This is a genomic window from Pseudomonas sp. LB-090624, from assembly GCF_003205205.1.
Classification (GTDB): Bacteria; Pseudomonadota; Gammaproteobacteria; order Pseudomonadales; family Pseudomonadaceae; genus Aquipseudomonas.
Window position 1 is genome coordinate 73608 of record NZ_QJRL01000021.1, and the last position, 19536, is coordinate 93143.

General features: G+C 62.8%; 17 protein-coding genes. 7 read left to right on the plus strand and 10 right to left on the minus strand.

Annotation, left to right across the window (positions count from 1 at the left end; all coding sequences use genetic code 11):
* Positions 1 to 16 precede the first annotated feature (16 nt).
* Positions 17 to 2209 carry a bifunctional 23S rRNA (guanine(2069)-N(7))-methyltransferase RlmK/23S rRNA (guanine(2445)-N(2))-methyltransferase RlmL gene (rlmKL, locus tag DMX11_RS18530; protein WP_110745828.1) on the minus strand — a complete coding sequence of 731 codons (2193 nt, stop codon included), beginning with the start codon at positions 2207 to 2209 and terminating at the stop codon, positions 17 to 19.
* 549 nt (positions 2210 to 2758) lie between these two features.
* Between rlmKL and rmf the strand changes: the two genes are divergently transcribed.
* On the plus strand, positions 2759 to 2974 hold the full coding sequence (gene rmf / locus DMX11_RS18535; RefSeq protein ID WP_003248687.1) for a ribosome modulation factor: 216 nt from the start codon (positions 2759 to 2761) through the stop codon (positions 2972 to 2974).
* 135 nt (positions 2975 to 3109) lie between these two features.
* Here rmf and DMX11_RS18540 read toward each other — a convergent pair whose 3' ends face one another.
* Complete coding sequence (locus DMX11_RS18540; protein ID WP_110745829.1) at positions 3110 to 4132, minus strand: quinone-dependent dihydroorotate dehydrogenase; 1023 nt, start codon at positions 4130 to 4132, stop codon at positions 3110 to 3112.
* Between the two features lie 137 nt (positions 4133 to 4269).
* Between DMX11_RS18540 and DMX11_RS18545 the strand changes: the two genes are divergently transcribed.
* The 5 genes from DMX11_RS18545 to cobA all read left to right on the plus strand — a co-directional run bounded on the left by DMX11_RS18545 (position 4270) and on the right by cobA (position 10208).
* A complete protein-coding gene (locus tag DMX11_RS18545) occupies positions 4270 to 5484 on the plus strand; it encodes a CmpA/NrtA family ABC transporter substrate-binding protein (protein ID WP_110745830.1) in 1215 nt (404 codons plus the stop codon).
* An 11-nt stretch (positions 5485 to 5495) separates the two neighbouring features.
* Positions 5496 to 6071: an ANTAR domain-containing response regulator gene (locus DMX11_RS18550; RefSeq protein WP_110745831.1), complete on the plus strand. Its 576-nt coding sequence runs from the start codon at positions 5496 to 5498 to the stop codon at positions 6069 to 6071.
* Positions 6072 to 6515: 444 nt separating this feature from the next.
* On the plus strand, positions 6516 to 7727 hold the full coding sequence (locus DMX11_RS18555) for a NarK/NasA family nitrate transporter (protein WP_110745832.1): 1212 nt from the start codon (positions 6516 to 6518) through the stop codon (positions 7725 to 7727).
* Positions 7728 to 7736: 9 nt separating this feature from the next.
* Positions 7737 to 9407: a bifunctional protein-serine/threonine kinase/phosphatase gene (locus tag DMX11_RS18560; RefSeq protein WP_110745833.1), complete on the plus strand. Its 1671-nt coding sequence runs from the start codon at positions 7737 to 7739 to the stop codon at positions 9405 to 9407.
* A 27-nt stretch (positions 9408 to 9434) separates the two neighbouring features.
* Positions 9435 to 10208, plus strand: coding sequence for a uroporphyrinogen-III C-methyltransferase (gene cobA / locus DMX11_RS18565; protein ID WP_256590635.1), 774 nt, complete (start codon positions 9435 to 9437; stop codon positions 10206 to 10208).
* Between the two features lie 114 nt (positions 10209 to 10322).
* Here the strand turns inward: cobA and DMX11_RS18570 are convergent, their stop codons facing one another.
* The 8 genes from DMX11_RS18570 to ppsA form a co-directional block, all read right to left on the minus strand.
* Positions 10323 to 11357, minus strand: a complete 1035-nt coding sequence (locus tag DMX11_RS18570) for an OmpA family protein (protein ID WP_110745834.1) — start codon at positions 11355 to 11357, stop codon at positions 10323 to 10325.
* Between the two features lie 111 nt (positions 11358 to 11468).
* Positions 11469 to 12035 (minus strand): RNA polymerase sigma factor SigX, encoded by a 567-nt coding sequence (gene sigX / locus DMX11_RS18575; protein ID WP_003248665.1) that lies wholly within the window; start codon positions 12033 to 12035, stop codon positions 11469 to 11471.
* Positions 12036 to 12147: 112 nt separating this feature from the next.
* Positions 12148 to 12972 carry a mechanosensitive ion channel domain-containing protein gene (locus DMX11_RS18580; protein ID WP_110745835.1) on the minus strand — a complete coding sequence of 275 codons (825 nt, stop codon included), beginning with the start codon at positions 12970 to 12972 and terminating at the stop codon, positions 12148 to 12150.
* A 2-nt stretch (positions 12973 to 12974) separates the two neighbouring features.
* Positions 12975 to 13247 (minus strand): hypothetical protein, encoded by a 273-nt coding sequence (locus DMX11_RS18585; protein ID WP_010953087.1) that lies wholly within the window; start codon positions 13245 to 13247, stop codon positions 12975 to 12977.
* Positions 13248 to 13295: 48 nt separating this feature from the next.
* Positions 13296 to 14330 (minus strand): zinc transporter ZntB, encoded by a 1035-nt coding sequence (locus tag DMX11_RS18590; protein WP_110745836.1) that lies wholly within the window; start codon positions 14328 to 14330, stop codon positions 13296 to 13298.
* A gap of 27 nt (positions 14331 to 14357) precedes the next feature.
* Entirely contained in the window at positions 14358 to 14849 is a 492-nt protein-coding gene (gene rraA, locus DMX11_RS18595) for a ribonuclease E activity regulator RraA (protein ID WP_110745837.1), read from the minus strand.
* A gap of 157 nt (positions 14850 to 15006) precedes the next feature.
* Positions 15007 to 15999, minus strand: a complete 993-nt coding sequence (locus DMX11_RS18600) for an alpha/beta fold hydrolase (RefSeq protein ID WP_256590636.1) — start codon at positions 15997 to 15999, stop codon at positions 15007 to 15009.
* A gap of 102 nt (positions 16000 to 16101) precedes the next feature.
* Positions 16102 to 18477, minus strand: a complete 2376-nt coding sequence (gene ppsA / locus DMX11_RS18605) for a phosphoenolpyruvate synthase (protein WP_110745839.1) — start codon at positions 18475 to 18477, stop codon at positions 16102 to 16104.
* A gap of 192 nt (positions 18478 to 18669) precedes the next feature.
* Between ppsA and DMX11_RS18610 the strand changes: the two genes are divergently transcribed.
* Complete coding sequence (locus DMX11_RS18610; protein WP_012271263.1) at positions 18670 to 19488, plus strand: pyruvate, water dikinase regulatory protein; 819 nt, start codon at positions 18670 to 18672, stop codon at positions 19486 to 19488.
* Positions 19489 to 19536 lie beyond the last annotated feature (48 nt).

Here is a 19536-nt window from a genome sequence, read left to right on the forward strand (position 1 = left end):
AATGTACCTCGTCGCCTCAGCGCAGTTGCAAACGCCAGGCGCGATGGATGCGACTGTTGCGGGCGAAGTCCGGATCCAGGGTCTGGGCGGTGATTTCCTCCACGGCGTAACGCGCCGTCAGGTGCTCGTCCAGCTGGAACTTGCGGAAGTTGTTGGAGAAATACAACACGCCCCCCGGGGCCAGGCGAGCCATGGCCAGGTCCAGCAGTTGCACGTGGTCACGCTGTACGTCGAACACGCCTTCCATGCGCTTGGAGTTGGAGAAAGTCGGCGGGTCGATGAAGATCATCTCGTAGCTTTCGCGACAGGCTTCCAGCCAGGCCATCACATCGCCCTGCTCCAACCGGTTACGCTCGGAGAAGCCATTCAGTGCCAGGTTGCGCCGCGCCCAGTCCAGGTAAGTTTTCGACAGGTCGACGCTGGTGGTGCTGCGGGCACCGCCCTTGGCTGCATGCACCGTTGCCGTGGCGGTGTAGCAGAACAGGTTGAGGAAGCGCTTGCCAGCAGCCTCGCGCTGGATGCGCATGCGCATCGGGCGATGATCCAGGAACAGCCCGGTATCAAGGTAGTCGGTGAGATTGACCAGCAGCTTGACACCGCCTTCGTTCACCTCCTGGAAGCACCCTTCAGTAGCCTGGCGTTCGTACTGACGGGTGCCGCTCTGGCGCTCGCGACGCTTGAGCACGACCCGCTGATGGGAAATACCCAGGGCCTGTGGAATGGCCGCCAGGGCGTCGAGCAGACGCGCCTGGGCCTTGTCCGGGTCGATCGAACGGGGAGCTGCGTATTCCTGCACATGTACCCAATCCTGGTACAGGTCGACCGCCAGTGCATATTCGGGCATGTCGGCGTCGTACAGGCGGTAGCAATCAACCTGTTCGCGCCGAGCCCACTTGCCCAGTTGCTTGAGGTTCTTCTGCAACCGGTTGGCAAACATCTGTGCCCCTTCCGACAGGCGCGCCGGCTCGCTGGCCACTGGCGTCTGCTGGCGGGTTTCAGCGTTTTCAGCCTGCGCTTCGCGACGCTCACCGGTCACGAACTGGTCAGGTTGCACCTTGAACAGCAGCAGCTTGCACGGCAAGGCACCGTTCCAGAACGCATACTGCTTGTGGCTGCGAATGCCCATGCGCTTGCCCAGTTGCGGCGCGCCGGTGAATACCGCTGCCTCCCAGCCCATACAGGCCTGGCGCAGGCGCTCGCCGAGGTTCTGGTAGAGGTACAGCAGGCTGGCTTCGTCACCCAGGCGCTCGCCGTAGGGCGGGTTGCTGATGACCAGGCCTTTCTGGTTCTGGTCCGGGCGCGGCTCGAAGGTGCTGACTTCACCCTGGTAGATCTTGACCCAGTCGCCCAGGCCAGCACGCTCGACGTTGTTGCGGCCCGGCTGGATAAGCCGCGGGTCAGCCTCGTAGCCACGGATCCACAGCGGTGGCTTGGCCAGGCCGGCCTGCGCGCGGGCCTGTGCCTCGTCGTGCACCTTGCGCCACAGCGCCGGCACATGGCCGAGCCAGGCACTGAAGCCCCAGCGTTCACGCTTGAGGTTGGGCGCGATATCAGCAGCGATCATGGCTGCTTCGACCAGGAAGGTACCGACACCGCACATGGGGTCAGCCAGCGCGCCACCTTCGGCGGCAATGCGCGGCCAGCCAGCGCGGATCAGCACGGCTGCCGCGAGGTTTTCCTTCAGCGGCGCGGCGCCTTGCTGCAGGCGATAGCCACGCTGGTGCAGGCTGTGACCGGACAGGTCAAGGGAAAGGATGGCCTCGCCACGGTCCAGGCGCAGGTGCACACGCACGTCAGGGTCGATTTTTTCAACCGATGGGCGCAGGCCTTCACGGTTGCGCAGCTTGTCGACGATCGCGTCCTTGACCTTCAATGCACCGAAATGGGTGTTATCGATGCCCGAGCCATGGCCGCTGAATTCCACGGCCAGGGTGCCATCGGCTGCCAGGTGGTCGGCCCAGTCGACCGCGTGCACGCCATCGTACAGGTCGTCGGCGTTCTTCATCGAGAAGCGCTTGAGCACCAGCAGCACGCGGTTGGCCAAACGTGACCAGACGCACAAGCGGTAGGCGGTTTCCATGTCGGCGGCGCCGCGAATGGCCGAGGTGTGCTCACGCACTTCGTCAAGGCCAAGGCCCTTGGCCTCTTCGGCAAGCAGGCCTTCAAGGCCTTTGGGACAGGTGAGATAAAGTTCGAAACGGTCCGACATGAATATTCCAGAGCCTTTGGCTATTTGACTGACGGGGCGACGCATCGCCCCGCGATGTTTGCCCGCACCCCTTTCCAACAGGCATGCGGGTGGCCCTTCACAGCACATGTGTGCGGCCAAGGGCCGGGCCGCCTGATCGATCCAAGCAGCAAAGACAGCTTAGATCATCGGGCAGTACTAAAAATTCTCGCGATACCCGGGCGTCTGTGACCCTTCGTCGCATTTCAAATTGATTCTGTCAGCCACACGCCACGCTGGCGAAATGACGTCAAAGATCGGCAAACCCCGATCATAGCGGGCTCAACGCCAAACAAGGTTGAGTCGCATTTATTTACTTATCCCCTCACCCTCATAAACGTTACGCCCTTATGACAAATCGATCATTCACACCGTGACTCGCATTCGTTAGAACTGGTCTCAGGCCGCTTCGCAACGAGGCGGCACCTTCAGCTCGCGACGCCGGCAGCGAGCGCAAACCGGCAGAAAGACTCTGCCCGGCCTCGGAGAGGCCGACGGGACATTACAGTCAACAAGTGAGGGCAACACCCTATGAGAAGACTTAAGCGTGATCCGTTGGAAAGAGCATATTCACGTGGCTACCAATACGGGGTCACCGGCAAATCCCGCGAACTTTGCCCCTTCAATCTTCCTTCTGTACGCCAAGCCTGGATCAACGGCTGGCGCGAAGGTCGCGGTGATAACTGGGACGGAATGACTGGCACCGCTGGCATCCATAGACTCAACGAAAATCACGCCGTTGGCTGATCGAGGACACTGAATTCGATTTACCATGCACGCCCTATCCGGGCGGCGGGCGAAGGCCCAGGGGCCCCTTGAAGGGGCCCTTTTTTATGCCTTGGCAAACCGCAACGGCGTTGCCCGCGAAAGGGCCGTGTCAGGTCACCGCGGCATCGCAGCGATGGCGTCCACCGCCTCGCGAATCAGCGCCGGCCCTTTATAAATGAAGCCCGAATAAATCTGTACCAGGCTGGCACCCGCCGCGATCTTCTGCGCAGCATGGCGGCCTTCGGTGATGCCACCTGCGGCAATGATCGGCAGCTTGCCGCCCAGTTCGCCGGCCAGCACCTTGACGATATGGGTGCTCTTTTCCAGCACCGGTGCGCCCGACAGGCCGCCCGCCTCGCTACCATGCGGCAATGCCTCGACACCCTCACGGCCCAGCGTGGTGTTGGTGGCGATCACCGCATCCATGCCCGACGCCATCAGCGCGGCTGCCACCAGGGCTGTTTCTTCGTCGCTCATGTCCGGTGCGATCTTGATTGCCAGCGGCACGCGCTTGCCGTGCGTGGCGGCCAGTTGCTCGCGGCGCTCGGCCAGGGCATCCAGCAGTTGCTTGAGCGAGTCGCCGAACTGCAGGCTGCGCAGGCCAGGGGTGTTGGGCGAGCTGACATTGACGGTGATGTAGCTGGCCGCGGTGTACACCTTGTCCAGGCAGATCAGGTAATCATCGACGGCGCGCTCGACCGGGGTGTCGAAATTCTTGCCGATGTTGATACCCAGTACCCCGTTGTAGCGCGAAGCGCGTACACGGCCAAGCAGGTGATCGACGCCCAGGTTGTTGAAACCCATGCGGTTGATGATGGCCGTGGCTTCCGGCAGGCGGAACAGCCGCGGTTTTGGGTTGCCCGGTTGCGGACGCGGGGTGACGGTGCCGATTTCGACAAAACCGAAGCCCAGCTGGGCGAACCCGTCGATGGCCGCGCCGTTCTTGTCCAGGCCAGCGGCCAGGCCCACCGGGTTGGCGAAGTTCAAGCCCATGACCGAAACCGGCAAGGCGGCCGGTTGCTTGCACAGCATGCCATTGAGGCCAAGACGGCCACCGGCGCCGATCAGGTCCAGGGACAGGTCGTGGGACGTTTCCGGGGAAAGCTTGAACAGCAGCTGGCGGGCCAGGGTATACATGGGCGGGCAAGGCTCAGGGTGAGTGAGGGGGCGATTATAGCCAGCGCGGGGCTGGCAGGACAGCAAATCGTGGTACGGCTGGCACATCGGTTGCACCAGTCATCCCCACAGCCTTATCAGTACGGGCGAGGAACCTTGTGAACACTGCACCCCGAGCAACGCCCCTGGCCTGGGTCAACGGCAGCGACGCGCCGGAAAAACCCAGCCTGAACATCGGCTACATGGCCCTGACCGATTGCGCCTCGGTGGTGGTTGCCGCCACCCAGGGCTTCGCCCAGCAGCACGGCCTTACCCTCAACCTCAAGCGCCAGGGCTCGTGGGCCGGGCTGCGCGACAAGCTGGTCAGTGGCGAGCTGGATGCCGCGCACTGCTTGTATGGCCTGGTCTACGCCGTGCACCTGGGCATTGGCGGTGTAGCCGCCAGCGACATGGCAGTACTGATGGGGCTTAACCAGAACGCCCAGGCCATCAACCTGTCACCGGCCCTGCAACGCAAAGGCGTGACCAACCCTGAAGCACTGGCCCGGCTGGTGCACCAGCATGGCGCACGACTGACATTCGCCCAGACGTTCCCCACTGGCACACACGCCATGTGGTTGTATTACTGGCTGGCCAGCCAGGGCATCCACCCGCTGCGCGACGTCGACAGTGTAGTGGTACCGCCTGCCCAGATGGCCGCGCACATCCAGGCCGGGCGTATCGACGGTTTCTGCGTCGGCGAGCCCTGGGCTGCCGACGCGGTGGCCAAAGGCCAAGGTTTCACCTTGGCCACCAGCCAGTCGATCTGGCCGGACCACCCGGAAAAGGTCCTGGCCTGTGCCCGAGCCTTTGCAGAGCAATACCCCAACAGCGCCCGCGCGTTGATCAAGGCCGTCCTCGCCGCCAGTCGCTTCATCGAACAAAGCCCGGAAAACCGCCGCGGCACTGCACAGCTGCTGAGCGGCAGCGCCTACCTGGACACCCCGCTGGGCAGCATCGAGCCGCGCCTGCTCGGCGACTATCACGATGGCCTCGGCAACCAGTGGCAAGACCCACATGCCCTGCGCCTGTTCGACCATGGCCGGGTCAACCTGCCGTACCTGTCCGACGGCATGTGGTTCATGACCCAGTTCCGCCGCTGGGGCCTGCTGCGCGACGACCCCGACTACCTTGGCGTAGCGCGCCAGGTCCAGCAACTGGCGCTGTACACCGAGGCGGCGCACAGCCTGGGCGTCACCTGCCCCGACCAGCCGATGCGCAGCAGCCTGCTGATCGACGGTACCCGCTGGGACGGCAGCGCCCCCTACGATTATGCCCGCAGCTTCAGCCTGCATGCGCTGGGCGAGCGGCCCGATGCACGTGTTGGCCTGTGAGAGGGACGAACATGCTGCGCATACTGTTGATCGACGACACCCAGAGCAAACTCGGCCGCCTCAAGGCAGCCTTGATCGAGGCCGGCTTCGAGGTCACCGAAGCCCCAGGCCTGACCATCGACCTGCCCGCGTGTGTCGAAACGGTGCGTCCGGACGTGGTGCTGATCGATACCGATTCCCCGGACCGCGATGTGATGGAGCAAGTGGTACTGGTCAGCCGTGACCAGCCGCGACCCATAGTGCTGTTCACCGACGAGCACGACCCGGGGGTGATGCGCCAGGCGATTCAGGCCGGGGTCAGCGCCTATATCGTCGAAGGCATCCATGCTGCCCGGCTGCAGCCGATTCTGGATGTGGCCATGGCCCGCTTTGAAAGCGACCAGGCATTGAAAGCCCAACTGCTGGCGCGCGACCAGCAACTGGCCGAACGCAAACGCATCGAGCAGGCCAAGGGTTTGCTGATGAAAATGAAGGACTGCAATGAAGAGCAGGCCTACACCCTGATGCGCCGCCAGGCCATGAGCCGGCAGCAGAAACTCATCCAGGTGGCCGAGCAGATCATTGCCATGCACGAGATGCTCGGCTGATACGCTGGGCCTGAAATTGTTGGCGACTGGCAGATCGAGCGCCGCCCGCGCGGCGCATCGCGAGCTGCGCTCGCTCCTACGGTTGTTTCGGGCCAGTTATTTCTGGGGGATTTGCGCGCGTACGCCTTGGCGCATGACGCGATATTGCGTCGCACAAACAAGGCGGTCGCGCGCGCCTGCCACAGGCGTGACTGGCCCGAAACAAATGTAGGAGCGAGCGCAGCTCGCGATGCGCCGCGCGGGCGGCGCTCGATTTAACAGCCACCGAGCACCTCGGAACAAACCCTCCCAACAGTTGGCCCGTCTCTTGCTGAACAAATCTCACCGGTAGCCAACGGCGGTTGCCCCACTTAATCCCGACAAAGACGTCGCTCTCCCCTCCACAACCATGGAGCGGGTGGCGGCGTCTTTTTCGTTCCGTTGCATTGCCGAGTGAGGTGTTCGATGAGTACCAGCTTCTGGAAATCCGGGCATGTGCCCACGCTGTTCGCCGCGTTCCTGTACTTCGACCTCAGCTTCATGGTCTGGTACCTGCTGGGCCCGTTGGCGGTGCAGATTGCCGCCGACCTGCAACTGAGTGCACAACAACGGGGCCTGATGGTGGCGATGCCGATCCTGGCCGGGGCGATCCTGCGCTTCGCCATGGGCGTACTGGTGGACCGTCTGTCACCCAAAACCGCCGGCCTGATTGGCCAGGTGATCGTTATCGTTGCCTTGGCCGCTGCATGGCATCTGGGCGTGCACAGCTACGAACAGGCGCTGCTGCTGGGGGTATTCCTCGGCTTTGCCGGCGCCTCATTCGCCGTGTCGCTGCCACTGGCCTCGCAGTGGTACCCACCGCAACACCAGGGCAAGGCGATGGGTATCGCTGGCGCCGGCAACTCCGGTACGGTGTTCGCCGCCTTGCTGGCGCCCGCATTGGCAGCGGGCTTCGGCTGGAACAACGTGTTCGGCTTCGCGCTGATCCCGCTGTCGCTGGCGCTGGTGGTCTTCGCCCTGCTGGCGCGCAATGCCCCGCAACGGCCCAAGCCAAAAGCCATGGCCGACTACCTCAAGGCCTTGGGCGACCGCGACAGCTGGTGGTTCATGTTCTTCTACAGCGTCACCTTCGGTGGCTTCATCGGCCTGGCCAGCGCCTTGCCCGGCTACTTCAGCGACCAGTACGGCCTGAGCCCGGTCACCGCTGGCTACTACACCGCTGCCTGTGTGTTCGCCGGCAGCCTGATGCGCCCACTCGGCGGCGCCCTGGCCGACCGCTTCGGTGGCATCCGTACTTTGCTGGGCATGTACAGCGTGGCGGCCATCTGCATTGCTGCAGTGGGCTTCAACCTGCCGTCCGCCGCTGCCGCATTGGCACTGTTCGTCAGCGCCATGCTCGGCCTGGGCGCAGGCAATGGCGCGGTCTTCCAGTTGGTGCCGCAGCGCTTCCGCCAGGAGATCGGCGTGATGACCGGGTTGATCGGCATGGCCGGCGGCATCGGCGGCTTTCTGCTGGCAGCCGGGCTTGGCACCATCAAGCAGCATACCGGCGATTACCAGCTGGGGCTGTGGCTGTTCGCCAGCCTGGGCCTGCTGGCCTGGTTCGGACTGCACGGCGTGAAACAACGCTGGCGCACCACCTGGGGCTCGGCTGCCGTTACTGCGGCACGGGTCTGAGGCACGCTGATGAGCCTGCAACTGAGCTTTGCCCAGGCCAGCGCTACCGGGCCGCGCACGGAAAACCAGGATGCCTTGCGCCTGGTGACTCCGGCGCCGGAGCTGGCCGCCAGCAAGGGCTACTTGTTCGCCTTGGCCGATGGCGTCAGCCAATGCGCCGACGGTGGCTTGGCGGCCCGGGCCAGCCTGCAGGCTCTGGCCCTGGACTACTACGCCACCCCAGCTACCTGGAGCGTGGCCCAGGCCCTTGACCGCCTGTTGCTGGCGCAGAACCGCTGGCTGCGCGCCCAAGGCAGCGGCCAGCCGTTGCTGACCACCCTCAGCGCGCTAGTACTGCGCGGCCGGCGCTTTACCCTCGCCCATGTCGGCGACTGCCGCGTGTACCGCTGGCACGACGGCCATCTGCAATGCCTGAGCGAGGACCATGTGTGGGACCAGCCAGGCATGCAGCATGTGCTGAAGCGCGCGCTGGGCTTGGACCAGCACCTGCTGGTGGATTACCTGGAAGGCGAGCTGCAGCCGGGCGAGTGCTTCCTGCTGCTTAGCGACGGTGTCTGGGCCAGCTTGGGCGACCAGCACATCCAGGCCGTGCTGCGCGACCAGCCCGACCTGCAATTGGCCGCCGACACGCTGGTTGCCAGCGCCCACCTCAATGGCAGCCAGGACAACGCCAGCGCCTTGCTGGTGCAGGTCGAGCAACTGGGCACCGCCAACCTGGGCGATACCCTCGCGCAGCTGCAGCAATGGCCGATACCCGGCCCGCTAAGGCCGGGCCAGCTAATCGACGGTTGGCAGGTTGAAAAACGCCATGCCCACAGCCGCCAGTCCCTGCTCTACCAGGTGCGCGACAGCCAGAACCAGGCCTGGTTGCTGAAGACCTTGCCCACCGTGCGCGAGCAGGAGCCGGGTGCTGCACAGGGGCTGTTGCTGGAAGAGTGGTTCCTGCGCCGCGTTGCCGGCCGGCACTTTCCAGAAGTGCACGCCGCCAGTCAGCGCCAGCACCTGTACTACGTGATGCGCCAATACCCCGGGCAAGACCTGGCCACACTGCTGGGCGAAAACGGCCCGTTGCCCCTCACCCAGTGGCTGGAGATCGCCCGGCAATTGCTGCAGGCAGTCGGCGTACTGCATCGGCGCAACCTGCTGCATCGCGACATCAAGCCGGACAACCTGCACCTTGGCCGCGATGGTCAGCTGCGCCTGCTGGACTTCGGCCTCGCCTATTGTCCAGGCCTGTCCGAGGACCCGCTTCACGATCTGCCCGGTACGCCCTCGTACCTCGCTCCGGAAGCATTCGACGGCCAGCCACCCAGCCCGCGTCAGGACCTTTACGCCGTGGGCGTGACGCTATACCAGCTGCTGACCGGGCACTACCCGTATGGCGAAGTGGAAGCCTTCCAGCGCCCGCGCTTCAGCCAGCCGATCAACCCCTCACGCTACCGCCCAGACCTGCCGGAATGGTTGCAGCACAACCTGCAGCAGGCGGTGGCAGCCGATCCGGCGCAGCGCTTCGAAACCGCCGAACACTGGTTGCTCCTGCTTGAACGCGGCGACCGCCAGGAACTGACCAGCCGGCCACGACCATTGCTGGAGCGCGAACCGCTGAAGGTCTGGCGCACCCTGGCCCTGCTGTCGTTGCTGATAAACCTGATTTTGCTAATCACCCTGCTCAAGGGCTGAATGCAGCTTGCCGATGAGGAAAACCTGATGAATGCAAAAGTGTGGCTGGTCGGTGCTGGCCCTGGTGACCCTGAACTGCTCACCCTCAAGGCCGTGCGCGCTTTGCAGCAAGCTGCCGTGGTGATGATCGACGACTTGGTCAACCCGGCGGTGCTGGGCCATTGCCCGCAGGCCCGCGTGATTGCCGTGGGCAAGCGCGGTGGCTGCCGCTCGACACCGCAGGCGTTCATCCAGCGCCTGATGTTACGCCATGCGCGGCAGGGCCGTTGCGTGGTAAGGCTCAAGGGCGGTGACCCGTGCATTTTTGGCCGTGGCGGTGAAGAAGCACTGTGGTTGCAGGGGCATGGTATCGAAGTGGAAGTGGTCAACGGCATCACCGCTGGCCTGGCAGGGGCGACGCAGTGCGGTATCTCCCTCACCTCGCGGGGTGTGAGCCGAGGAGTGACCTTGGTGACGGCGCATACCCAGGATGACAGCGAGCTGAACTGGGCAGCATTGGCCCAGGCTGGCACGACGTTGGTGGTGTACATGGGGGTGGCGCGGCTGGAGCAAGTGCGCCAGGGGTTGCTGGATGGCGGGATGGCGGCAGGGACGCCGGTGGCGATGATCGAGAATGCCTCGTTGCCGCAACAGCGCGAGTGCAGGAGCGATGTGTGGGGGATGGTCGAGGATGCGCGAGGGTTTGGGTTGCGTAGCCCCGCAATTCTGGTGATTGGCGAGGTAGCTGCAACACCTGTGGGAGCGGCCTTGTATCGCGAAATGACCGCGCAGCAGCCCCTGCAACTGTTGCAACAACGCTGAAACCTGGGGCCGCGTTGCTGCCCTTTCGCGACCCGCAGGGTGCGGGCAGGCCGGAAAATTCCAGGCAAAGAAAAACCCGGCCGAAGCCGGGTTTTTCGTGAAACATCAGGCCAATTACTTGGACTGAGCTTCAACCTGCGCTTCAACGCGACGGTTAACAGCGCGACCTTCTTCGGTGGCGTTGTCAGCAACCGGACGGGTTTCGCCGTAGCCAACCGAATCAACACGGCTGGATTCTACGCCGTACTGCTGGGTCAGTACCTGCTTGACAGCGTTGGCACGACGCTCGGACAGCTTCTGGTTGTAAGCGTCTGGGCCCACGGAGTCAGTGTGACCTTCAACCACGGTGGTGGTTTGTGGGTACTGCTTCATGAAGTCAGCCAGGTTCTTGATGTCGCCGTAGCTGTTTGGCTTGACGACCGACTTGTCGAAGTCGAACTTGACGTCCAGCTCAACGCGAACGACTTCGGCAACAGCCGGGCAGCCGTCGGCGTCAACGGTAACGTTGGCCGGGGTGTCAGGGCACTTGTCGACGTTGTCGCAAACACCGTCGTTGTCGGAGTCGGAGCAGACTTCAGCAACTGGAGCTGGAGCGGCTTCGGCTTGCTTCGGGCTACCGCCGAAGTTCAGGCCAACACCAACGCTTGGGGCCCACTCGGTGTCGCCCTGGTCGATGTTGTACTGAGCTTCTACGCCGGCACGGGCGTAGAACATGTCGGTGATGTACCACTTGGCGCCAGCGCCAACGTTGGCGAAGGTGGAGTGGTCACGACCGCCACGGCCGGTCTGGCCCAGCGACTGGTGCGAGAAACCAGCGGAAACGTACGGACGGATGGCGTCGTACGGGTTGTTGAAGTGGTAAACGGCGTCCAGGGCGGTGTTCGAGCCCTTGATGTTTTTGCCGTCTTCGCCACGAGCGTTGTGAACTTCGTCGTAGCCCAGACGCAGTTCAACGTCGTCGGTCAGGAAGTAACCGATCGAACCGCCGAACAGGTTGCCGTCGTTCTTGAAGTCGCGCTGGCTGTCGAAGAATTCCTTCTTGTAGAAGATTTCAGTCTCGACGGCGCCTTGACCTTGTGCCATAGCGCCAATCGAAGTGGCGGCTACAAGCGAACCAATGGCCAAGCCCAAGGTGTTTTTCAATTTCATCCGTTAAATCCCCATCTGGTGATAGTTAAGCAGTCCCACCACAAACAAGGGGGACAACTCGACGGCAAGTCTAGCAGAACTCGCCGATTCGTTAGAGATATTTGCACGCCACTAAGTTTCATCGAGGCCAGCAAATTTCTCCCGAAGCTTGTCTAGCGCGCGCTTGTAACGCATTTTCGTCGCGCTCAGGCCCATGTGCATGATGTCGGCAATTTCCTGAAACTCCAGTTCTGCGACAAAACGCAGCACCAGAATTTCCCGGTCAATCGGGTTCACATGCACCAGCCACTTGTCCAGCCCGCCTTTTTCTTCCGGTTTCGGGGCCTTGTCTTCGGACGCCTCTTCAACAGGGTCCAGACTCAAGGCATCCATCAACCGGCGTTTACGGCGCTCCTTGCGGTACTGGGTAATGCACTCGTTGTAGGTGATGCTGTAGAGCCAGGTCTTGAACTTGGATTTACCCTCGAAGTTCTTCAGCCCGTACAGCACTTTCAGCATCACTTCCTGACAGACATCGTCCGCGTCACGGTCGTTCCCCAGATAACGCGCACAGACGTTGAACAGGGTCCGCTGGTAGCGCCGCATGAGCTCCTCATAGGCGCGGGTAACGTGGTACAGCTCCTCATGCGAACGCGCCACCAACTCTTCATCGGTGAGCTCGCGGGGGTCATAACGCATGGGCGGCGAATGAACTTTATTCAAAACGGATCTGGCCGACAGTCAGGTCAATGTCGCCGCGCGACCCCGTGGGTCGAATTCGCGGCGGCATACATTAACAGCTTTTGAGCGGTTAGCGGCTATTGACACGCTGCTCGAGCAACTCGCGGTTGGACAGCGACACCAGTTCGCCATCATCGGTCAGCAGCGTGGTTTTTACCGTGCCGATTTCCTCGATCAGCCCTTCGACCTCTCCAATCCGCACTTGCTGGCCCACCTGAAACAGCTCGCGCACGTAGATGCCGGCCAGGATCTGCCCGGCGATCTCGCGGCTGCCAAGGCCCATGGCGAGGGCAACGGCCAGACCAACGGTAATCAGCCCGATCACGATCACGTGGTTCAACAGGTCGGTTTTCACCTCCAGCTGGCTGATGGCCACCGAGATGCTGATGATGATCACCAGACCCTGGGTGATCCGCCCAAGGCCCGCCGAATACTCCAGGCCGATGCCTTCGGCAGCACCGCGCACCAGGCCGTTGGCCACCTGCGCCAGCAGCACGCCGGCCAGCAGCACCAGCGCTGCGCCGAACACCTTGGGCAGGTAGAGGGCGAGCATGTCGAGGGTTGCCGAAACCCGCTCCAGGCCGAGCGATTCAGCGGCCGAAACGAGGAAGATGAGCAGCACGAACCAGTAGACGATCTTGCCGATCAAGGTCGAGATCGGCACCTGGATGCCAACCCGGCCGAGCATTTTGGTCAGGCCCGTGCCGGCCATCAGGCGGTCCAGGCCGAACTTGGCCAGCAGTTTGGACAGCAGCGTGTCGAGTAGCTTGGCCACCACGAAACCGAGCAGCACCACGACCAGCGCGCCGAACAGGTTGGGGATGAAGTTCGCTACCTTGGTCCAAAGGGCGGTCATCGCGGTGACCAGGCTCTGGGTCCAGAGATCGAGTTCCATATTCAATCGGCCTTATCTGCTTTGCTGCCGTTGGCAGCGTTGCGGGAAGAGTGTCGGCGCACCGGCGCGACATGCGCCGAGCCATTGTTCACGGCAATCAGCAGCGCCTGGCTCCAACGGCCAAGCAGGCTGAACAGATCGCCCGCACCCACCTGGCGGTTGGCGGTTTTCAGTACGCGACCCAGGCAAGCGGCGTCGTCCCGGTCGTCCCGGTCGTTGCCGGAGGGTGATGCCTTTAGCAGGTCGCGCAGGGATTCTTCAAACGGATCGTGCATGGGCACCTCGCGCAATGTCAGTGAGAGACGAGATGGCCGGGCGATGGGTCACACACCGGGTTGGGACGAATGTTTCAAAATGACCACCTCCCCCCATCGCAACCGCCGGAACAACCACCACTGCCCCACCTCCAACCCCAGCACCACACTGCAGGCACACAGGAAGCCCAAGGGGTTTTCGGCCCCCGGGATGCCGCCGACATTGATACCCAGCAGCCCGGTGATGAAGCTCATGGGCAAAAAGATGCAGGTGATGATGCCGAAGCGGTACATGGTGCGGTTCATCCGCTCGCTGCGGCGGCGGTCTTCGCTTTCCAGCACCAGTGCGGCGCGCTCCCGGGTCAGTTCCAGCTCCTCGAGGTAGCGGATCAGGCTATTGTTGAGCTCGTTCCAGTAATCGGCGTCGGCATTGGCGAACCAGCTCCATTTGCTGCGCGACAACTGGGCATAGATTTCCCGTTGCGGCGCCAGGAACCGGCGCAAGCCGGCGGCGCGGCGGCGGATCTGCTGCAGGCTGCCATGCTCCGGGGTGTACCGTTCGTCGGATTCGACCTTTTCTTCCTCCAGGTCGACCAGTTCGGCCAGGTCACTGACCAGCCCCTGAACCTTTTCGGTCAGTAGCTCGCCCATCAACAGCAACAATTCAGATGCCGATTTTGGCCCCCTGCCCTGCTCCAGCTGCTGCAGCACTTCATCACTGGCGCGCAGCGGCCGCAGGCGCAAAGAGATAACCCGCTGTGCCTCGGCGAAGATTCGCACCGAAACCATGTCTTCGGGCTCGGCGCCCGGATTGAGGTTGACCCCACGCAAAAACAGCAGCAACTGTTCGTCCGCCATGGGCAGCAGGCGTGGTCGGGTGTTCTCCTCCAGCAGCAGTTCGCAGGCGAACTCGCTCAGGCCGCTGTCATGCAACAGCCAAGTGCGGGTTTGCGGATGGCTGCGATCCCAGTGCAGCCACAGGCTTTGCTCCGGTTGCAGCTGCAGGTCGTCCAGTTCGGTACGGGCAATCGAGCGTGCGCCACCTTTGCCATCGAGCACCAGGGCATGCACCAGCCCCCACTGCGCGTTGTCTTCCTCGAACATCAAAGCTCCATCAGCGCGTGTGGCGCATCACTCCGGCATTTTCAGCGGGCTTGGCGAGACCAGCACGCCATTGTTGTCGGCATAGATATACTCGCCCGGGCGGAACGTCACGCCAGCGAAGGTCACTGCCACATCGAGGTCGCCAATGCCGCGCTTGTCGGTCTTCATCGGGTGGCTGGCCAGCGCCTGCACGCCAACGTCGGTCTGGATCAGCACATCGACATCACGTACGCAGCCGTAGATCACCAGGCCTTCCCAGCCATTTTTGGCGGCCTTTTCGGCGAGGATGTCACCGAGCAACGCCCGGCGCAGCGACCCACCACCATCGACCACCAGCACCTTGCCCTTGCCATCGCGTTCGACCTGCTCCTTGACCAGCGAGTTGTCTTCGAAGCACTTGATGGTGACGATCTGGCCGCCGAACGAATCACGGCCGCCGAAATTGCTGAACATCGGCTCCAGCACTTGTACCAGGTCCGGGTAGGCGTCGCACAGGTCGGGCGTTACGTAATGCTGCATGGGAAGCTCCTGTCAGTCACAACGAAAGCGGGTATCGGCCAAGGCTACACCTTGGAGCCTGTCGTAGTCATCCGGGACCGGGCAGTCATTTGTCTTCATCCTGTATCGGCCGTTTCGCAGGCGGGGCCGCGAAACGGCCCGTGCAGACAAAGCAAGGTCAACTGGCTGGCAAAGGCTCTGCAGCCACAGTGGACGCATGCACCGGCAGCAGCGGGTTGCGCAGCCAGCGCTGCACCAACGGCCACACCTGCACCTGCGCGGCCTTGCTCACCAGCATGTCGACGTGCCCAAAGGCGTCGAAACCTTCTTCACGACCCAGCCGCAGGAATTGCTTGCGCGCGCCGCCCAACTGCTCGAACAGCTTTCGACAAGCCCACACTGGGTCCTGGAAGTCCCCTGCACCGGCCACTGCCAACAGCGGTACGTCCACTTCAGCCAGCCCTGCCCACCAATCGTTCTGCTTGTCGCCAAAGCGCCCGAACAGGCCATGCCAGCGCATGCTTTCCAGGGCCAGCCCAATCGGTTCGTCCTCGGGCCCACGCTTGAAGCGCGGGCCAGAAATCTGCCCCCACCGCTTGAGCACCAGCTTCGCGCCCCAGGCCAGCGGGGGCACTTTCAACGGCCAGTACACACGGCTGATCTGGGTGCCGAACAGCGCCACACTGGCGACTTGCCCCGGCTCCAGGAAGCCACCACCCAGCGCTGCCGCCAATGTCGTCCCACCCAACGAATGGCCCACCCAGTGCGGCGCCTGGCCCGATTGCTCGCGCACGAAGGCGTTGATCAGCGGCAAGTCATCACGGGCGTAGGCAGCGACACTGTTGTGCTTCCAGGCAAGGTTGCGCGGCGACAGACCGTGGCCACGCATTTCCGGGATCCATACATCGAAACCGGCCCGCGCCAGATAGGCACCCAAGCCGACGCCTTTGGGGGAATACCAGAAGCGCCGGTTGGAAAAGCTGCCGTGCAGAAGAATGACCGGCACGCCTTGGGCCTCGCCCTGGTCGGCCAGCCCCAGGCGGGTCACGGCCAGCTCGACGCTGGGGTCAGGGCCGTTGCCGGCCTTGATCCGGTACACGTCTTCGCTGAGGTCGCCGCGGCGCTCGGCACTGAGCAAGGCCACGGGAAATAGAGTGCTGCTGCTTTGCATAAGGTTGCTTGGTGCACAAAAAAGGGCGGGATCCATTGCTGGAGCTCGCCCTGGAAAAAACCAGGCGGGGGTACGCCAGACGTCCCCCCGCGTTTTATTGCGTCAGGCCGCGCCTTGGCCTTCGGCCAGGAAGAACCAGGTTTCGAGCACCGAGTCCGGGTTCAGCGACACGCTTTCGATGCCTTGTTCCATCAGCCACTTGGCCAGGTCCGGGTGGTCCGACGGGCCCTGGCCGCAGATGCCGATGTACTTGCCGGCCTTGTTGCACGCGGCAATGGCGTTGGCCAGCAGCTTCTTCACCGCAGGGTTACGCTCGTCGAACAGGTGGGCGATGATGCCCGAGTCGCGGTCCAGGCCCAGGGTCAGCTGGGTCAGGTCGTTGGAGCCGATCGAGAAGCCGTCGAAGTACTCAAGGAACTCTTCGGCCAGAATGGCGTTGGACGGCAGTTCGCACATCATGATCACGCGCAGACCGTTGTCGCCGCGGGCCAGGCCGTTTTCGGCAAGCAGGTCGACGACCTGGCTGGCTTCGCCCAGGGTACGCACGAACGGCACCATGATCTCGACGTTGGTCAGGCCCATCTCGTTGCGCACACGCTTGAGCGCACGGCATTCCAGCTCGAAGCAGTCACGGAACGATTCGCTGATGTAGCGCGATGCACCGCGGAAGCCCAGCATCGGGTTTTCTTCTTCCGGCTCGTACAGCTTGCCGCCGATCAGGTTGGCGTACTCGTTGGACTTGAAGTCCGACAGGCGCACGATGACCTTTTTCGGGTAGAAGGCCGCCGCCAGGGTGCTGATACCCTCGACCAGCTTCTCGACATAGAAGCCAACCGGGTCGTTGTAGCCGGCAATGCGCTTGTCGACGCTGTCTTTCAGGTCGGCTGGCAGGCCCGCGTAGTTCAGCAGTGCCTTGGGGTGCACGCCGATCATGCGGTTGATGATGAATTCCAGGCGCGCCAGGCCCACGCCGGCGTTCGGCAGCTGGGCGAAATCGAAGGCGCGGTCCGGGTTGCCGACGTTCATCATGATCTTGAACGGTAGCTCGGGCATGGCATCGACCGAGTTCTGCTTGATGTCGAAGCCCAGCTCACCTTCGAAGATGAAGCCGGTGTCGCCTTCGGCGCAGGATACGGTCACGCCCTGGCCATCCTTCAGCACTTGGGTGGCATTGCCGCAACCGACCACGGCCGGAATGCCCAGCTCACGGGCGATGATCGCCGCGTGGCAGGTACGCCCGCCGCGGTTGGTGACGATGGCGCTGGCGCGCTTCATCACCGGCTCCCAGTCCGGGTCGGTCATGTCGGAAACCAGTACGTCGCCCGGCTGGACCTTGTCCATTTCCGATACGTCGTTGATGACGCGAACCTTGCCGGCGCCGATACGCTGGCCGATGGCACGGCCTTCCACCAGCACGGTGCCCTTTTCCTTCAGCAGGTAGCGTTCCATGACATTGGCGCTGGAACGGCTCTTCACCGTCTCAGGGCGGGCCTGGACGATGTACAGCTTGCCGTCGTCACCGTCCTTGGCCCACTCGATGTCCATCGGACGCTGGTAGTGCTGCTCGATGATCATGGCCTGCTTGGCCAGTTCGCTGACCTCGGCATCGGTCAGGCAGAAGCGTGCGCGCTCGGCGCGGTCGACTTCGACGGTCTTGACCGAACGACCGGCCTTGGCTTCGTCGCCATAGACCATCTTGATCGCCTTGCTGCCCAGGTTGCGGCGCAGGATGGCCGGGCGACCGGCCTGCAAGGTGTTCTTGTGCACGTAGAATTCGTCAGGGTTGACCGCACCCTGCACCACGGTTTCGCCCAGGCCATAGGCGCCGGTGATGAACACCACGTCACGGAAGCCCGACTCGGTGTCGAGGGTGAACATGACGCCGGCGGTGCCGGTTTCGGAGCGGACCATGCGCTGCACGCCGGCGGACAGGGCGACCAGCTTGTGGTCGAAGCCCTGGTGCACGCGGTAGGCGATGGCGCGATCGTTGAACAGCGAGGCGAACACTTCCTTGGCCGCGCGGATCACGTTGTCGACGCCACGGATGTTGAGGAAGGTTTCCTGCTGGCCGGCGAACGAGGCGTCCGGCAGGTCTTCGGCGGTAGCCGAGGAGCGCACGGCCACGGCCATATTATCGTTGCCGGCAGCCATCGCAGCGAAGGCGGTTCGGATTTCCGAATCCAGGCGTGGCGGGAATTCGGCTTCCATGACCCACTGGCGGATCTGCGCACCAGTCTTGGTCAGGGCATTGATGTCATCCACGTCGAGGGCATCGAGCGCGGCATGAATCTTGTCGTTCAGACCACTCTGTTCGAGAAAATCGCGGTACGCCTGCGCCGTAGTGGCAAAGCCGCCCGGCACCGATACACCAGCACCGGCAAGGTTGCTGATCATCTCGCCCAGGGATGCGTTCTTGCCCCCCACATGCTCCACATCATGGACGCCGAGCTTATCGAGGGAAACTACGTACTCTACCAAGGTGATCTCTCCACTAACTGTGTTGGAAAAGCTCAAAAGGCGCCCGCCTGTCTTCGGTGACTTGGCCGGGCGTTTGTGGCCTGTACCTGGAAAATAGGGTCTGCAATTGTGGCAGAATGCCGAACAGCCGCATTCGGCAAACCGAACCTATCATATCCAAGAATCGTCATCAGCTTAAGGCCCAGATCGCAAATGAAACGAACCGCGTTCTTCATCTCCGACGGCACCGGTATCACTGCCGAAACCCTGGGCCAGAGTCTGCTCGCGCAATTCGAGAGCATACCGTTCAACAAATTCACTCGCCCCTACATCGATTCGCCAGACAAGGCGCGGACCATGGTCCAGCAAATCAACGCCGCGGCCGAGCGTGACGGGGTGCGCCCGATCATCTTCGACACCATCGTCAACCAGGACATCCGCGAAATCCTGGCGACGTCGAACGGCTTCATGATCGACATCTTTTCTTCGTTTTTATCCCCGCTCGAGCAAGAATTGACCGCCCATTCGTCGTATTCCGTGGGCAAATCGCACTCGATCGGCGGCAATTCCAACTACATGGAACGCATTGAGGCGGTCAACTTTGCCCTTGATAACGATGACGGCGCACGTACCCACTACTACGACAAGGCCGACCTGATCCTGGTGGGCGTGTCGCGCTGCGGCAAGACCCCTACCTGCCTGTACATGGCCATGCAGTTCGGCATCCGCGCCGCCAACTACCCGCTCACCGAAGACGACATGGAGCGCCTGCAGTTACCGGCAGTGCTGAAAAAGCACCACAACAAACTGTTCGGGCTGACCATCGACCCCGACCGGCTGACCGCCATCCGCCACGAGCGCAAGCCCAACAGCCGTTATTCCAGCTTTGCCCAGTGCGAGTTCGAAGTGCGCGAGGTGGAGAGCCTGTTCCGCCGGGAGAACATCCCCAACATCAACTCCACGCATTTTTCGGTGGAAGAAATTTCCGCCAAGATCCTGGTCGAGAAAGGTGTGGAGCGGCGGTTCAAGTAAGCCTGTACCGGCCTCACGGGCCCAGACAAAAACAAAGCCCCGGCATTG